The 16725-nt window shown below is 61.5% G+C and carries 12 protein-coding genes; 7 read left to right on the top strand and 5 right to left on the bottom strand.

Annotated elements, in window-relative coordinates; genetic code table 11:
* The first annotated feature begins 93 nt into the window (after positions 1 to 93).
* From AC3EA7_RS10875 to AC3EA7_RS10855, 5 genes are all read left to right on the top strand, one after another.
* Positions 94 to 1197, top strand: coding sequence for a dipeptide epimerase (locus tag AC3EA7_RS10875; protein WP_488614074.1), 1104 nt, complete (start codon positions 94 to 96; stop codon positions 1195 to 1197).
* Positions 1198 to 1804: 607 nt separating this feature from the next.
* On the top strand, positions 1805 to 3229 hold the full coding sequence (gene glnA / locus AC3EA7_RS10870; RefSeq protein ID WP_488614073.1) for a type I glutamate--ammonia ligase: 1425 nt from the start codon (positions 1805 to 1807) through the stop codon (positions 3227 to 3229).
* A 342-nt stretch (positions 3230 to 3571) separates the two neighbouring features.
* Positions 3572 to 5008 carry an ammonium transporter gene (locus AC3EA7_RS10865; protein WP_488614072.1) on the top strand — a complete coding sequence of 479 codons (1437 nt, stop codon included), beginning with the start codon at positions 3572 to 3574 and terminating at the stop codon, positions 5006 to 5008.
* 442 nt (positions 5009 to 5450) lie between these two features.
* Positions 5451 to 10115, top strand: a complete 4665-nt coding sequence (gene gltB / locus AC3EA7_RS10860; protein WP_488614071.1) for a glutamate synthase large subunit — start codon at positions 5451 to 5453, stop codon at positions 10113 to 10115.
* A 693-nt stretch (positions 10116 to 10808) separates the two neighbouring features.
* Positions 10809 to 10973, top strand: coding sequence for a hypothetical protein (locus AC3EA7_RS10855; RefSeq protein ID WP_488614070.1), 165 nt, complete (start codon positions 10809 to 10811; stop codon positions 10971 to 10973).
* Here AC3EA7_RS10855 and AC3EA7_RS10850 read toward each other — a convergent pair.
* The 5 genes from AC3EA7_RS10850 to AC3EA7_RS10830 form a co-directional block, all read right to left on the bottom strand.
* Complete coding sequence (locus AC3EA7_RS10850) at positions 10948 to 11331, bottom strand: HEPN domain-containing protein (protein ID WP_488614069.1); 384 nt, start codon at positions 11329 to 11331, stop codon at positions 10948 to 10950. The genes AC3EA7_RS10855 and AC3EA7_RS10850 overlap by 26 nt on opposite strands.
* The gene (locus AC3EA7_RS10845; RefSeq protein WP_012120435.1) at positions 11315 to 11665 is read right to left on the bottom strand and encodes a nucleotidyltransferase domain-containing protein; all 351 of its coding nucleotides are present in this window, start codon (positions 11663 to 11665) and stop codon (positions 11315 to 11317) included. The genes AC3EA7_RS10850 and AC3EA7_RS10845 overlap by 17 nt, the downstream gene beginning before the upstream one ends.
* 8 nt (positions 11666 to 11673) lie before the next feature.
* The gene (locus AC3EA7_RS10840; protein ID WP_488614068.1) at positions 11674 to 11937 is read right to left on the bottom strand and encodes a hypothetical protein; all 264 of its coding nucleotides are present in this window, start codon (positions 11935 to 11937) and stop codon (positions 11674 to 11676) included.
* Between the two features lie 35 nt (positions 11938 to 11972).
* Positions 11973 to 12236, bottom strand: a complete 264-nt coding sequence (locus AC3EA7_RS10835) for a hypothetical protein (RefSeq protein ID WP_488614067.1) — start codon at positions 12234 to 12236, stop codon at positions 11973 to 11975.
* Positions 12237 to 13830: 1594 nt separating this feature from the next.
* Positions 13831 to 14217, bottom strand: a complete 387-nt coding sequence (locus AC3EA7_RS10830) for a hypothetical protein (protein WP_488614066.1) — start codon at positions 14215 to 14217, stop codon at positions 13831 to 13833.
* Between the two features lie 7 nt (positions 14218 to 14224).
* Here AC3EA7_RS10830 and AC3EA7_RS10825 point away from each other — a divergent pair, with 7 nt between their 5' ends.
* Together AC3EA7_RS10825 and AC3EA7_RS10820 are read left to right on the top strand one after the other, a co-directional pair.
* A complete protein-coding gene (locus AC3EA7_RS10825) occupies positions 14225 to 15088 on the top strand; it encodes a sensor histidine kinase (RefSeq protein WP_488614065.1) in 864 nt (287 codons plus the stop codon).
* Entirely contained in the window at positions 15049 to 15789 is a 741-nt protein-coding gene (locus AC3EA7_RS10820; RefSeq protein WP_488614064.1) for a response regulator, read from the top strand. The genes AC3EA7_RS10825 and AC3EA7_RS10820 overlap by 40 nt, the downstream gene beginning before the upstream one ends.
* The last annotated feature ends 936 nt before the right edge of the window (positions 15790 to 16725 follow it).

Raw genomic sequence — 16725 nt, 5'->3', positions numbered from 1 at the left:
CAGTTCTCGGTTCTCGTCACCCCTAACCCCAACCCATCGAGTATACTTATGATCTCTGCATATGTACGCTCAGCAGCGAGGCACAGCACACCCATGACCACACCCACAACCATTCGTTCCCTGACTGTAACACCACTCGACATTCCGCTCCACGAACCCTTTGGTATTGCTGGCGGCGTACAGGACATAGCGTGCAACCTGCTGGTCACCATCGAACTGGCCGATGGAACGCGCGGCTACGGCGAAGCAGCGCCATTTCCGGCATTCAACGGTGAAACGCAGGAGACGGCGCGTGCGGCCATCCTGGCGGGGCAATCGATGATCGAAGGCGCCGACGTGCGCGAATGGCGTCGGATTGCGCTGGCGCTTCCTGCCATTGCCGGCATGACCGGCTCGGCGCGTTGCGCCATTGAAACGGCGCTCATTGATGCATTGACGCGCCGCGCGCGCCTGCCGCTCTGGGCATTTTTCGGCGGCGTGGCAACTACCCTGGAAACCGATGTGACCGTTACCACCGGCAGTGTGGCGGCGGCGGCGCGCGCGGCGCAGGCGATTGCCGCGCGGGGCGTCACAACGATCAAGATCAAGATCGGTTCCGGCGACCCGGAAACAACGACGATCCGCACAATGGAACACGACCTGGCGCGGATCGTTGCGGTCAGGGATGTGGCGCCGGAGGCGCGCCTCATCCTCGATGGCAATTGCGGCTATACCGCCGATGATGCGCTCAGGCTGCTCGACATGCTGAGCGTTCACGGCATCGTTCCGGTGTTGTTCGAGCAACCGGTTGCAAAAGATGACGAAGCCGGACTACATCGCCTGACCGCCGCGCGGCGTGTGCCGGTCGCCGCCGACGAAAGCGCCGCGAGCGCCGTGGATGTTGCGCGGCTGGCACAGACCGGCGCAGTCGATGTAATCAACATCAAATTGATGAAATGCGGCATCATAGAAGCGCTCGATATTGTCGCCGTCGCGCGTGTTGCCGGTCTGCGTCTGATGATCGGCGGCATGGTCGAGTCGTTCCTGACAATGACCGTCTCCGCCTGTTTTGCTGCCGGTCAGGGCGGCTTCTCCTTTGTGGACCTGGATACGCCCCTCTTCCTGGCGGAAAACCCGTTCGACGGCGGCATGGTCTATCGCGGCGGCGGCATTGATCTGTCATCGATCCATGCCGGACATGGTGTTACGCCACGGTGAGACGAGCAGCACGCGGAACGTTGCAGGCGGGAAGGGAGCATGCGGGAAGCGTACAGGTGTAGCGTTTTTGTCAAGCCCTTCGACTCAATCGCCTGCTTGAGGGCATTCGGACGCCGGTGCGGGCGCGGTTCGGCAGGCTCAGCGCAGGGGGCGCCGCCTCGCCCCAACGCCTGCTTCTTCCCTTGTGGGAGAAGGGGGTTGGGGCGATGCGGGGAAAACGGGCGTCGGGACGACGAAAACGCGCTGCACATCTGGAAAATCCACCCTTGTGGGCAGGCGAGAAGGCGGAAGCGTTCGGCGCTGCGTGAACTATTGCCAGCAAGAAAGATGGAGTGGGAAAGGTGTGTAGAGTGCAAGAGAAAGTGAATCCTACCCCCTACCCCCTCATCCCTCATCCCTACCCCCTCGTTTAGTTATTCCATCCAAACTATTTCCGCCGATCTTCGTACCGAGTCGCCCTACCGCAAACGCCTCCCAATACCTATAATCGGAGCATTGAACATTTCTAGTGCATGTCATGCAATGGTGCAGCGCGGATGACCTCGACCGTTATCTGCGTTGTACGTTGTTAACAGCATGGAGCACATCATTTCAGGAGGAAGACCCCATGGGAATGACACCAAAAGATGTCCTGGCGATGATCAAGGAGCATAACATCAAAATGGTGGATGTCCGCTTCATTGACATCCCGGGCACGTGGCAGCACTTTTCACTGCCCGCCAGCGCACTGACAGAAGATGATTTTGTGAAAGGCATTGGCTTCGACGGATCGTCGATCCGTGGCTTTCAGGCAATCAACGAGAGTGACATGCTTGTTGTTCCTGACCCGGATACGGCATTTATCGACCCGATGCTGAAAATCCCAACGCTGGCGTTGATCTGTGATATTCGCGACCCTATCACCGGCGAAAATTATACGCGCGATCCGCGTTTCATCGCCAAGAAAGCGGAAGAGTATCTGCGCAGCACCGGCATCGCCGACACCGCCTATTTCGGTCCGGAAGCCGAGTTTTTCCTGTTCAACGATGTGCGTTTCGATCAGGGCAGCCACTTTGGCTATTACTTCCTCGATAGCGACGAAGGCATCTGGAACAGCGGCGCCGATCGGCACGGCAAGAACCTGGCGTACCGTCCGCGCTACAAAGAGGGCTATTTCCCCTGCCCGCCGCTCGATACGTTGCAGGATGTCCGTTCGCAGATCACGCTCAACATGATGGCGGCAGGTATCGAAGTCGAGGTGCATCACCATGAAGTCGCCACTGCCGGTCAGTGCGAAATCGACATGCGGTTCGACTCGCTGCTGCGTATGGCGGACAAACTCATCAAATACAAGTATATCGTCAAGAACACCGCGCGCGAGTTCGGCCTGACCGCTACGTTCATGCCCAAGCCGCTCTTTGGCGATAACGGCAGCGGTATGCACTGCCATCAAAGCCTCTGGAAGGAAGGGCAGCCGCTCTTCTATGATCCAAAGGGATATGCGCTCCTTTCGGACACGGCGCGCTGGTACATTGGCGGTATTCTGACCCATGCCCCGGCGCTGCTGGCAATCTGCGCGCCGACGACGAACTCCTACCGCCGCCTGGTGCCGGGGTTCGAGGCGCCGATCAACCTGGTCTACTCGCAGCGGAACCGGTCGGCGGCGGTTCGTATTCCAACCTATTCGGACTCGCCCAAAGCGCGGCGCATTGAGTTCCGTGCGCCCGATCCAACCTGCAACCCATATCTGGCGTTCGCCGCGATGCTGATGGCAGGCGTCGACGGCATCAAGAACCGAATCGAGCCGCCGCCGCCGCTGGATGTCGATATCTACGAATTGACGGCGGAGGAGAAGGCGCATATTCGCGGAACCCCCGGCTCACTGGCGGAGTCGCTCGATGCGCTCGAAGCCGACCATACGTTCCTGCTCGAAGGCGGTGTGTTTACGCCTGATGTGATCGAAACCTACCTGGATTACAAGCGCTCGCGCGAGTTGATCCAGGTGGCGATTCGACCACACCCCTACGAGTTCTTCATGTATTTCGACGCATAAGCCTCCTGCTGTTCGTTCGCTCTCAATCACGCTGGTAGGGATGTTGCATGGCAATGTCCTTACCGGCGTGTATGTTCATTCTATACGAGGTTTGTGATCAGATATAATCTCACATATAAGCATGAATTGTGTAAAATAAACAAAAACGAAACCGGATATTTCATACGAACTGGACGTAGCCTGAGCGCTGTTTCTGTCGTACTCTTCAGCATATCGTAAGCCCACGAGCCTAATCCGGTGCAACGAAGCAGCATCCTGCGCCCGCGCGCGTCGCAGGATTATTTTGCATTCTGCATTGGTCAGGACGTATAAAGCCTCATCTACACAGGAGAAAGGTCAGGTATGGTCAGGCGACGAACAAAACTCATGCTCGGCATCGGCGCGCTTGCCGGTCTGTTGATCGGCACCACCGGCACCTCCTTCGCCCAGGAGATTGACCCCGCTATCGCGGAAATGGGCGTGGTCACCGACACCATGTGGTTGCTTATTGCGGCGTTCCTGGTGTTCTTTATGCAGGCGGGCTTCGCGCTGGTCGAAGCGGGGTCCACGCGGTCCAAGAACATGATCAACATCATGTTCAAAAACTTTATGGACTTTTGTGTTGGCGCGCTGGCGTTCTGGATGGTGGGCTGGGGGATCGCATACGGCGCCAGCGTCGGCGGTTTCTTTGGTTCTGATCAGTTCTTCCTGGGTGATGTGCGCGAAGCGGGGAGCGTGCCGACGCTCGCCGTCTGGCTGTTCCAGGTCGTGTTCGCCGGAACGGCAGCGACAATCGTCTCCGGCGCGATGGCTGAACGCACGAAGTTCAGCGCTTATCTGATCTACAGCGTCGTGATCTCGGTGCTCATCTATCCGGTCGTTGTTCACTGGGTGTGGAGCGGCGCCGGCTGGCTCAATGACTATGACCCGACAACCACTGGCGACTGGGGCTTCACCGATTTCGCCGGTTCGACGGTGGTTCACAGTGTTGGCGGTTGGGCGGCGTTGATGGGCGCCTGGCTCCTGGGTCCGCGCATGGGGCGCTACGGTCCCGATGGCACGCCGCGTGAGATTCCCGGTCACAGCGCAGCGCTTGCCGGTCTCGGCGTTTTCATCCTCTGGCTCGGCTGGTATGGCTTCAACCCTGGCAGCCAACTGGCGTTCAAGTCACAGGGCGATGCCGACGCAATTGCGCTGGTTGCGGTGACCACCACGCTGGCTGCTGCGGCTGGCGCTGTGGGCGCGATGATTACCAGTTGGGTTAAGAGCGGCAAGCCGGAACTCGGCGCAACGCTCAACGGTGTGCTCTCCGGCTTGGTGGCGATTACAGCAGGGTGCGCCTATATGCGTCCGCTCGATGCGGTCATCGTCGGTCTGGTCGCCGGTCCGCTCTACGTCATCTCGATGAAGTGGATGGAGTCGCTCAAGATCGATGACCCGGTCGGCGCGGTGCCGGTTCACCTTGTGAATGGCGTCTGGGGGACGCTGGCGGTCGGGCTGTTTGCGACGATCGAAGGCAACACCGGGACAGTCGGTCTGTTTGCTGGCGGCGGCCCTCAGTTGCTCATCGCCCAGTTCGTCGGCGTGCTGGCGATTGGCGCCTGGTGTGCGTTGACCAGCTTCCTGCTCTTCTTCATCCTCAAGCGCACGATGGGTCTGCGCGTGTCGCCCGAAGAGGAGGATCTTGGCCTCGACATCGGCGAGCATGGGACGGTCGCTTACCCGGATATCCACAAGATGCCAGAGCCGGAGACGGTTCGCGCGATCACCGGCAAGCCGCTCTCCAGCACGGCGGAGTGAGCGGGCGACCCCAGGTGACCGTCACCACGCGCGGCTGCCCGGGAGTGTCCGCCCTTCTCCCTGGGTGCGGGCATATCGCGGGTGGTCGCTCCAACACGGCGCGGTGACGGTCACCTTTAACGGCTTGACAAATCGCCTCTGAGCCGTTATAGTAACCCTTAACCTGATTTTGCGGATTGCAACGACGCCCGCAGCCTGCTCGATTGGAGAGTGTGTGCTGTGGGCGTTTGGTGTATCAGACGCAGCAACGCCCCCGCTGTTGCTGTTGCTCGCTGGCGCATACATATCACCTGATCGCAGTACGCTTCTCGAAGCGGCAAAATCGCGCATTATTCAGGCCATCCCGTCAGACTCAGCATCTGCGAACGGCAGTGTCGCTCCCCCAAGATCGTGGAGCGCTGGTTTTGTGTACGCCATGTCAGGGAGCAAGGTGACAGACACGATGGATCAACAGACAAAAACAGAGGTGCGCGGCCTGTACGATCCGCGCTTCGAACACGACGCCTGTGGCATTGGGTTCGTTGCCCGCCTGAGCGGTGAACCGGGTCGTGCGATCCTGACGTATGCGCTGACGGCTGTCGGTCGAATGGCGCACCGCGGCGGCGTGGCGGCTGATGGAAAGAGCGGTGATGGCGCTGGCGTCCTGACGCAGATCCCGCGCGCGTTTTTTGCCCGCGAACTGGCAATGCGCGGCATTCGCTACCCGGTTGAGGACCTTGCCGTTGGCATGTTTTTCCTGCCGCAGCACGAAGGGCATCGCAATACAGCGCGCGGCGTGGTGGAACAGATCCTTGCCCACTATGGCATGGCACTGCTGGCGTGGCGTTCGGTTCCGATTTCGCTCGATGCGCTCGGCGACAGTGCGCGTGAGTCGTGCCCGGTGATCGAGCAGGCGTTGATTGCCCGTCCGCCGCATAACCATACGGCGCCGAATGCTTATGAACGCGCGCTCTACCTGGCTCGCCGCACCATCGAAGCCGAAGCGCGCGCCCATCGCCTGGAGGGGTTCTCTATTCCTTCCCTCTCAAGCCGGACGCTGGTCTACAAAGGGTTGCTGGTGGCGCCTGCATTGCCCGAGTTCTATGACGACCTGCGCGATCCGCTGTACGAAACGGCGATTGCACTGTATCATCAGCGCTACTCAACCAACACCTTCCCTACCTGGGAACGCGCCCAGCCGTTCCGCATGCTGTCGCACAACGGTGAAATCAATACCCTGCGCGGCAACATCACCTGGATGCAGGCGCGCGAGGCGGAGTGGCGTCGCGCCGCCGCGTCAGCCCAACAGATGACGCTGATCGAAGCATCCATCGATGGCGACCCGCTAGCGATGGCGCTCAGCGCCGCCGCAATCGGTCCGATTGTCGATACGAGCGGCAGTGACTCGGCAATGCTCGATAATGTGCTCGAACTGCTGGTCATGGGCGGGCGCGATATTCGCCATAGCCTGACGATGCTCGTTCCTGAAGCCTGGGAACGGGTGCACGATATGGCACCGCCCCGCCGCGCCTTCTACCAGTATCACGCCGGTATGATGGAACCATGGGATGGGCCGGCGGCGCTGGCGTTCTGCGACGGTCAGGTGGTCGGTCTGGCGCTCGACCGCAATGGGTTGCGCCCGGCGCGCTACCTGCTCACCGACGATGGCCTGGTGATCTGCGGCTCCGAAGTAGGCGCGGTGTCGATCGATGAGTCGCGGATTGTGCGTAAGGGCAAGGTGGGTCCCGGGCAGATGATCGCCGCCGACCTCTGCACCGGTCGCTTTGAGGAGAACGACGATATCCGCAGTCGGCTCGCGGCCCGGCAACCGTATGCCGAATGGCTCAAGCGCCATATGCGCGTGCTGGCGCCTGCCGGTGCGCCGCGCGTCAGTGAACCGGACGAGCCGGAAAGCCGCGCCTCGCGTGAGAGCAAGTCGGCGCTGCTTGGCGAATTGCAGCGCGCTTTCGGCTATACCGCCGAAGAACTTGCGGTTGTGCTCAAGCCGATGCTGCGCGATGGGTTGGAACCGGTCGGATCGATGGGGGACGATACGCCGACTGCTGTTCTCGCCGACCGACCGCGCCCGCTGTACAACTACTTCAAGCAGCGCTTCGCCGAGGTGACCAACCCGCCAATCGACCCGATCCGCGAAGAACTGGTGATGTCCCTATCGTTCAGCCTCGGCCGGCGCGGCAATCTGTTGCTCGAAACGCCAGAACATGCGCACCTGCTGCGCCTCGCCAGCCCAGTGCTGAACAATGAACACCTGGCGATGCTGCGCGATATCAGCGACCCGGCATTCGCCACGGCAACGCTGGATGCGACCTTCGTGGCTGATGATGGCGTCCACGGCTTGCTCGCGGCGCTCGACCGCCTGTGCCGTGAGGCGGAAGATGCGATTGCCGCCGATAAGGTCATTCTGATCATCAGCGACCGCGGCGTCGATGAACAGCGCGCGCCAATCCCGGCGCTTCTGGCGCTCGGTGCGGTGCACCAGCATCTCATCCGCACGGGCTTGCGCACGTCGGTGAGCCTGGTCGTCGAAAGCGGCGAACCGCGCGAGGTCCACCACCTGGCGTGTCTCGTCGGCATGGGCGCCGAGGCGGTCAATCCATACCTGGCGCTTGCGACGGTGCGTGCGCTCGCCATCGAACGCGATGAGGTGCGCGGCAAGGCTTCCGAAACGCCCGACCGCCGCGCCGCCGGTGAACTCGCAGATGAAGCCGAGCAGAACTACATCCACGCGCTCGAAAAAGGGCTGCTCAAAGTGATGTCCAAGATGGGCATCTCGACGGTGGACAGTTACTGTGGCGCGCAGATCTTCGAGACGGTCGGGTTGGCGGACGAAGTCATCGAGCGCTGTTTTGCGGGTGTGCCTGCGCACCTTGGCGGGCATGGCTTCCGCAAACTGGCTGCCGATGTGCTCGAACATCACGAGGCGGCGTTCTCCAATCGCCTGCCTGCGCTCGCCGGGCGCTCGTCGCTGCCGCATCCCGGCTACTACAAGTTCAAAAAGGATGGCGAATACCACGCCTTTTCGCCAGCGGTCGTCCACGCGCTGCAACGCGCCGCCAACGGCGGCAGCTACGCCGATTATCTGGCGTACAGCAAACTCGTGCACGACCGTCCGCCCGCCGAACTGCGCGACCTGCTCGAGATTATTCCGCTCGAAGAGCGGAGCGCCGGATCGGTGCAACCGATCCCGGTCGATGATGTCGAACCGATCGAGGCGATTGCGCGCCGCTTCTCAACAGCTGCGATGTCGCATGGCTCAACCAGCCTCGAAGCGCATGAAACGCTGGCAGTTGCGATGAATCGCCTCGGCGGCATGAGCAACTGCGGCGAAGGCGGTGAGGACCCGGAGCGCTACCACGACGAACGCAACAGCACCATCAAACAGGTCGCGTCCGGTCGCTTCGGTGTGACCCCGGCGTATCTGGCGTCGGCGCTGGAGTTGCAGATCAAGATGGCGCAGGGGTCCAAGCCCGGTGAAGGGGGCCAGATTCCGGGCATCAAGGTGTCGGAAGAGATCGCGCGCATCCGCCATACGACGCCTGGCGTGACGCTGATCTCGCCGCCGCCGCATCACGACATCTACAGCATCGAGGACCTGGCGCAACTGATCTATGATCTGAAGCAGGTCAATCCGCGCGCGGCGGTATCGGTCAAACTGGTCGCCGAGGCGGGGGTGGGCACGATTGCCGCCGGGGTTGCCAAGGGCGGCGCGGATGTCATTCACATTTCCGGGCATTCAGGCGGCACCGGCGCATCACCGCTGTCGTCGATCAAGAATGCCGGCGTCAACTGGGAGATCGGGCTTGCCGAAACACAGCAAACGCTTGTGCTCAACGGGTTGCGCGGGCGGGTGCGGTTGCGCGTCGATGGCGGGTTCAAAACCGGGCGTGACGTGGTGCTGGCGGCGTTGCTCGGCGCCGACGAGTTCTCGTTCGGCACGGCGGCGCTCATCGCCGAGGGATGTGTTATGGCGCGCACCTGCCATACGAACAATTGCCCGGTCGGTGTTGCCACGCAGCGCTCTGATCTGCGCGCCAAGTTCCCTGGCAAGCCGGAGGATGTGGTCAATTTCTTCTGCCACGTAGCGCGGGAGGTGCGCGACATCCTTGCGTCGCTCGGTGCGCGTTCACTCGACGAGATTATCGGGCGCACCGATCTGCTCCGCCAGGTTACGCGCGGTCATCCTGGCGCGGATGCGACCAACCTGGCGCCGCTGCTGGCGCGCTTCGACCGGCCCGGTGATCCGATCCGCAACGTGCAGCCGTGGAATGGATTAATCGAAGTTGGCGCACTGAACCGGCGGTTGCTCGACGATGCGTCGCGCGCGCTGGATCATCAGTTGTACGTTGAACTGCACTACCCGATCACGAATGTTGATCGCACGGTTGGCGCAACGCTCTCCGGCGAAATCGGGCGGCGGTTCGGCGAGGCGGGTCTGCCGGAAGGCATGATCACGGTCAGTTTCCGCGGCAGCGCGGGGCAGAGTTTTGGCGCCTTCCTGGCGCCCGGCGTCCGCCTGCTGATCGACGGTGAGTGCAATGACTACGTCGGCAAGGGTATGGCAGGCGGCGAGATTGTGGTGCGGCCGCTGCCGCAGGCGCGCTACCCGTGGCACGAGAGCACGATCATCGGTAATACCTGTCTCTACGGCGCCACCGGAGGCACACTCTTCGCCGCCGGTCGCGCCGGTGAGCGCTTCGCCGTGCGCAACTCAGGCGCCGTGGCGGTGGTCGAGGGGGTCGGCGACCATGGGTGCGAGTATATGACCGGCGGCGTGGTGCTGGTCATTGGTCCTACCGGGCGCAACTTCGCGGCGGGCATGAGTGGTGGCATCGCCTACCTCTACGACGAGCATGGCGCGTTCCCATCGCGCTGTAACACCGAAATGGTCACGCTGGCGATGCTTGACCCGGCGGACGAAGACAATGTGCGTGCGCTGTTGGTGCGCCACGTCGAACTGACCGGCAGCCCGCACGCGGCGTCGCTGCTGGAGCGCTGGGAAGTGGCGCGCGGCGCGTTCTGGCGCGTTCAGCCGCGTGGTATGGAGACGGTGCGGCTGCCGAAGGCGCTCCTCCGTGTGCGCGAACGCACTCTCGGCGTGCATCGGTAAGGAGAGGCGGCTCTTTTTCCTCACCCCCCTGCCCCCTCCTCTCAGGTGTAGAGTTTTTCAGGAGCGAGGCGCGTTTTCCGCGCCTCGAAGCCTTTTTCTTCCAAACCCCCCTGCCCCCTCTCCAGCGTCGCTGGAGAGGGGGAGTTGATTCATTCTAATGCTCACAATGGGCGATGCCACGTCAGGGCTTGTCAAAAAATTGCGCCTATGAGATGCAGGGGCGCCCCGCTGTGGGCGCTCATTGTGTGTACGTCGCCTGGGCGCGCCTCGTCCAGCGCGGGCATAAATACCCGCGCTGATCGCACGAAGCCCCGCGTCAGCGGGGCTGTCAGTCGTCAGCGTCTGCACGTTCCGAGATACGCCTGTGCAGAAGTAGCGCGTTGGCGCCCTATCCCCCCCACCTGCCGTTCCTTCCCTTGCCGCTCTCACTTTTGAGATGGAATTGTCACCTGACAGAGGCGCGAATACTGCCGGAGTTTCTCTATAATCCCGGGTGTATGTGAGGGCTTAACCAAACCATTGGTGAGGAGGCGCCTGTGTCACGGGGGAAGTTCCGCCAGTACACTCTCAGGATGCTCGCTGTTGCGCTTGTTATTGCTGCTCTGACGATGCTCACTCCGTCCCCGCGCAGTGCGGCAAGTTCTGCCTATACCGTCTATCTGCCGCCGCGACCGTCAGGAGAAACCCGCGATCGTGCACCACCGGCGCCATCTCGTGTCCATCGTGCAGCCGGATGGACAGCGCCGTCGCGCGCGGATCGACCAGACGCCCGGCGATCACCCAAACGTGATACGGAGCATCGATGAGTTCGACGCCGCCTATGCGATACAGGTCATCGGACGAGCGAGAGAACGATGATGCGTACCCGTTCAGCGAGCGCAATCGCCTCCTGAAGGGTCGCCAAATCGGGCCAGAAGTCGGGATCATACCGCATCTGCATGGCGTAAGGGGTCAACTGCGTCAGCTCGACCTCCATAAAGTCAACCGTCGGGTAGAGCGCTTTGCAACGGTGTGCTAACTCTTCGAGGTTATGCGTGAAGGGAATTGGCTGTCCGGCAAACGCCAACAATCCTTTGAGATACTTTTCCGCTGCCTGCTGCGCGTGAAAACAGGCCGTGTCATAGGGACCGTTACTCGTTGCGATCAGGCGTGCAGCAGCCAGATCGCTATCGCCTTTGCGCAACCAGCCGTGCGCCAGATCAAGGACATCGCTCATACAGGACCCTTCCCTCGCGCAGCGCGGTCGTAATGAATGCGTGTGGAACGTTCGCCCACTGCGCCACCTCATCGGGCGTCCAGACGACAACATCTTTTGCGGGAAACAATCCGATCAACGCGCTCAGGTAACGTGCTGATCGCCTGTAGCGCGGCAGGCGGGACTCTTCGATGATGAGTAGATCAATGTCGCTATCAGAGCGGGCATCGCCCCGCGCGCGCGATCCGAACAGAATAATTTTGATCGGATCGCCGACAGCACAGATCCGCGCCACGATTTCCCGCAACAGCGCATCAGTCACAGGTGGATATGTCTGCGGATACTGGACGATCATATACGCTTTCAGAAATAAACACGACCCTGCAAAGGCGCCCTTTCCGAAGAAATTATAGACGACCGGCGCCATGTTCTGCAATCATCAGGCAAAGACCGCGAGTCGGGCAGGTTCCCGTACCAAAGAGGTCGGGTGAAGGGCGCATAGCCGAAGGGCGCGTCCAGCATTGCCAGCAGCGGCGCGTCGGGGGCGTGGCGCCAGCCGCGTTGCTGCAGCAAGGTGAGGAGCGCCTGTTGCAGGTCGGGGATGCCGCGCCGGAGCGCGATGTTCATTGCTGGCGCAGACGAAGGATGACTGAAACATACCGTCAGGACAGAAACCACCGCAACGTGACGAAGAGAGATGTCATACGCAGCACGACAGCGGACGCGGCATACCGGGATGAGGCGATAAACGCGCGTGATGATGTTATCACTATCGATCCTGACACACAAGTGGACGGCAGCAGACCGATCCAGAAGACGTAGAAGCCCTGACTTTCGTGCAACGTATAGGGAAACGCTCTTGTGATCGACTGGATCAGGCATGCCAGCGCTGCAAGTCCGAAGTACGCCTTATCACGGGTGATCATCACAAGCCTTCTGTCCACGCGAACATCCGTTTCATACATGATAGAGCAGGACGTTGAGTCACATCTGTTGCTGCTATTTGAGATACAGCTTGAGATGCTGGCGGACAGGGTCGACTCCTCCGGCTAATCCCACTCCGCTGTCTCCAAGGCAGAGGTATACGTCGGCGCTTGCAATGTTTCCGCGTCCGCTCATGCCTCCGAGCGTCACCTGATAGGATGATAGCATTGCATCAACCAGTGTGACGCTCGCAACGTTTCTCAGTCGATCAGGATCGCTTACAACAGCAGGAAAGCGCACAACAAAGGTGTAATCCACGTCAGGAGAAGGAACTCCATCGCACGCATCATCTTGATACGCACTAATGATGTCAGTCTGCTGACATCAGCGGTTGCCCGGTGTAACCAAAAAACTCACGTTCGATGAGCTGTTGCCAACTCGTTCCAGTCTGGAGGATATACACAGATCCTGGATCGAAAGCCACTTCTGTCTGTAATTCTTCGATCAAACTCCTAAGGGCCAGGCGCACTCTTAACGCTGATCGTCACGTGTCCGGTGTCACAAACCCGTGTCTGCGCAGCAGAAGGAACCCTCACACTGGCTGGCAGCGGGATTCTCTCGCCAACCCGGACCGTCCGTTGTTCCCCGTTGATTGTAACCGTCACGGCTGGCTCAGGCTGCGGTGACTGGGCGACTGTCGGGGCAGGCACGACGAGGAGCAGCGAGACGATCAGCGCCATCAGCGCCAGGCGGCGCATCACGTGTGTACGCATAAGCGCATCTGTTCGTGACTATCCTTGATCATTCCCTTTTGATCCCGGCACGGCGCTATCGGGGCGTCTATCGGGGAACTGCCCTTCATTGAGTAGAGTCTTTGCGTGCGGGGAAGGAGTGCAGACGACGGGATTGGCGCGATCTGCGCCTCCTATCCGCGCAATGGGGCGCGGAACCGCTCGAGGAGCTGCACATCATCAGTCAACACCCGAACGTCGAACGGAAGCGGGTCCGCCGCGACTGTCAGAAGAAACCCGCGATCATGCACCACCGGCGCCATCTCGCGTCCGTCGCGCAGCCGGATGGACAGCGCCGTCGCGCGCGGATCGACCAGACGCCCGGCGGCTGGAGCCGCGCGCGACGGGCGCCAGGCCCGCCTGCGCGGGCTTCACCGGGCGATACCAGATGATGTTCTCATACGAACGTGCGGTCAGTCAGACAAGACATTCGAGCGCCCGGTGCGCACGGCGTAACGATCCACACCATGCGTTGGCGGTTGTGGGCGCACGACTGCGCTTTGGCATCAGCAGCCCCGACGGGGCTTTCACTTGCTCAGCGAGGGCTTTACCCCGCAGCGCCCCAGCAATATTGTACAAATGACCGCGTATCAGTATTAGATGATCGAGCCTGCGCCTGTGGAGCGGCTGGCGTTGGCTGAGCCTGTCGAAGCCGGCTGAGCCTGTCGAAGCCAACATCAGCTGCAAGACGGTCACCACGGGCAAGGATTGTGCACCACCTGATTGATCGCGCTATAAGAGCCTATCCGGACAATCTCGTTGGGTAGGCGAAGGCATTGCCTTCGCCTACCCGGTCGCACTTTGGTCAGCGATTTTTCGGATAGGCTCTAAGGCAAACGCCTGCCGCGTGTGGTACAGTATGGTCGAGGACTGACCGGCGGGCAAGGAACCTATGCGGGCGTTGCGGACGGTGCATCGCTTTCTGACGCAGGGCGAAATCGGGCTGCGCTGGCTGCTGCTGTTTCGCTGGGCGGCGCTGGGCGTTGCGCTGGCGCAGAGTCTTCTGATCGAAGCGGACCGGCTGCCGCAGTTGGTCGTGCAGATTCTCCTGGTTGCGCTCTATACCCTTGGCTGGACGATCCTGGCGTGGCGCCCGGCGCAGGCGCCGACCACCGTCCTGCACGCGCGCTGGTTCGTCGGCGGCGACGTCGTGGCTTTGCTTCTGCTCAACCTGGCGAGCGGCGGCTGGCATAGCCCCGTTGTACCGCTCTACCTTCGCCGCGCTTGCCATGCTGCCGTATCGCTTCGAGCGGCGCGGCGTGTGGGCTGGTCTGGCGCTGCTCGTCGCCTGGCACAGCGGCATGGCGTTGCAGCAGCGGCTGCCGCTGCGCGTAAGCGCGGCGCTGGCGCTCGATGGCGTAATGTTCGGCGGGTTGCTGATCCTGAGCGCCTATGCGCTGCGCCTGGTCGAGGAACAGCAGCGGTTGACCGCGCAGCGCGCCGCCGCCGAAGAACGGCTGCGCATCGCGCGCGACCTCCACGACGACGCGGTGCAGCAGATGTACAGCATCGTGTTGCTGCTCAAAGGCGCCGTGTGCCGCAGCGCCGGAGAGGGAGAAAGCCCGGCGCTGCGCCGCGTCTATGCGCAGGCGGTGCAGACCTGGGAGGGGTTGCGCCGCTACCTGCGCGACCTGCGCGATCCGCTCGATGAGCGCGCCTTCAGCGAGCGACTGCGCCGCCGGGCGGAGGCCTTCACGCGCCTGACCGGCATTCCGGTCGAGCTGGACCTCGACGAGGTCGATCCGCCGGAAGAGACCTGCGTCCAGGTGCTGGCAATCACGCGCGAAGCCTTGAGCAACGTGTATCGTCATGCGCGGGCGCAATCGGTCACGCTGCGGCTCCGGGTCGAGGGGGAGACGCTCATGCTGGAGATTGCCGACGATGGTGTCGGATTCGATCCGCACAGCGTCGGCGCCGGCGAGGGGCGGTATGGATTGCGCGGCATCGCCGAACGGGCGACGCTGATCGGCGGCGCATGGAGGATTGAGAGCCAGCCGGGGCGAGGAACGCACGTGCGTGTGGAATGTCCGTTCCGACCGTCTGTGACGCCGGAGGAAAGGTAGCGTATCGGGCGCATCGGGCGCCGGAGGAGACGCTGCGGATGGTGCGCATACTGCTGGTGGACGATCACCCGCTGGTGCGGAGCGGGTTGCGCGCAGAAATCGAAGCGTGCCACGGGATGCAGGTGGCGGCGGAAGCGGGCACGGCGGCGGAGGCGCTGGCGCGTCTGGCAGCCGAGCGTCTGGCAGTGGCGGTGATCGACGTCCAGTTGGGCGACGGCTGCGGGATCGACCTTGGGCGCCGCATCGTGGCACAGACGCCGTGCGCAGTGGTGCTGCTGACCGCGTTCGACTGGGATGTCTATCTGGTGCAGGCATGGGAGGCGGGCGCGGCGGCGTTTATCGCCAAGAGCGCTGATACCGAGGCGCTGGTCGCGGCGATCCGGAAAGCGGCTGACGGCGAACGCGCCTTCAGTGACGCGCAGCGGGCGCGCATCGCCGCCTGGCGGCGCGACGTGGCGGGGTGCCTGGCGCAGTTGAGCGACCGCGAATACGCCGTTCTGCGTCTGCTGGCGGAGGGCGCGACCAATCGGGAGATCGCCGCAGAGCTGGGGCTGGCGCTCAAGACCGTCGAAGCGCACGTGCAGAGGGTGCTGCACAAACTGCGCCAGTCATCGCGGCGCGCAGTGCAGGTTTGGGCGCAGCAGCACCGGATTATCGCATATGGGAGACCGGATGCGCAACCGAGGCGTCCTCCAGAATGAAATATGCAGTTGACCCCAAATTAAGGGTATATCCCTAATAGACATGCTGGCGGTTGAGTAATAGAATCAGGACACAATAACGATTAGAAGTAATTCGCACTGATGGCAAGGAGATAGATGTGGAACGTTATCTCCTCTTCGACAGCGACTGCATACGGTGCACTGAATTGGCTCGACAGATCGAGCACGCAACTCAGGGTTGGTTGAAAGCCAGGAGCCTTTATGATCCCGCTATGCAAACGTTGCTGAATACTGCGCGCCCTGGCTGGAGCTGGGAGCCTACGCTGGTGGAGATCGCAGGCGAACATGTGCAGGTATTTACCGGCTTGCGCATGCGGGCTCATCTCGCCGTCAAGCTCGGACCGCACCGGGCGCTGCGCGTGATTCAGTTCGTACAACGCGCACTAACGTCACAAGGAAGTGTCGAGCAAGCACGGCGCTCGTTTTCGCTATTGCGGCGTAGATTTGTAAAAACCGCTTTTGGTTTTGTCGGGGTTGCCCTCGGACTAAGACACCTATCACCAATCTACGCTCATTGCAATTGTTCCTGTCTACGAAACGAGTATGATCAACACATCTGCGACTGTGACTGCGATCGGTTTCCAGGTACATACTGCTACGGTCCTGTATACCGCGTCTATACATACGAGTGTTGTCCTCCAGCTGATCCGGTCTACTGTCGTGAATACTTGGTCTTTAAGCACCATCGTTTCTGTGTCGTGTGCCCTCCTGTTCCTTGCAGAGGCTAGAGCCTGTTATGCATTTCAGAGATACACGTGGTATGATTTCAGTATAACACGTCAACCCTATCCCAGCGATGTGAGCGACGAGGAGCGGGCCTTCGTCGCTTCGACCGGCTCAGGCGCCGCGCTCCCTCCCTGACCTTCATGACCGAAGACGCCCCGCAGCGCAACCACGCGCTGCGCGAGGTCTTGA

It is taken from the genome of Roseiflexus sp. (assembly GCF_057785375.1).
The sequence above is the reverse complement of the archived record's forward strand: the minus strand, read 5'-3'. Positions and strand labels throughout refer to the sequence as shown.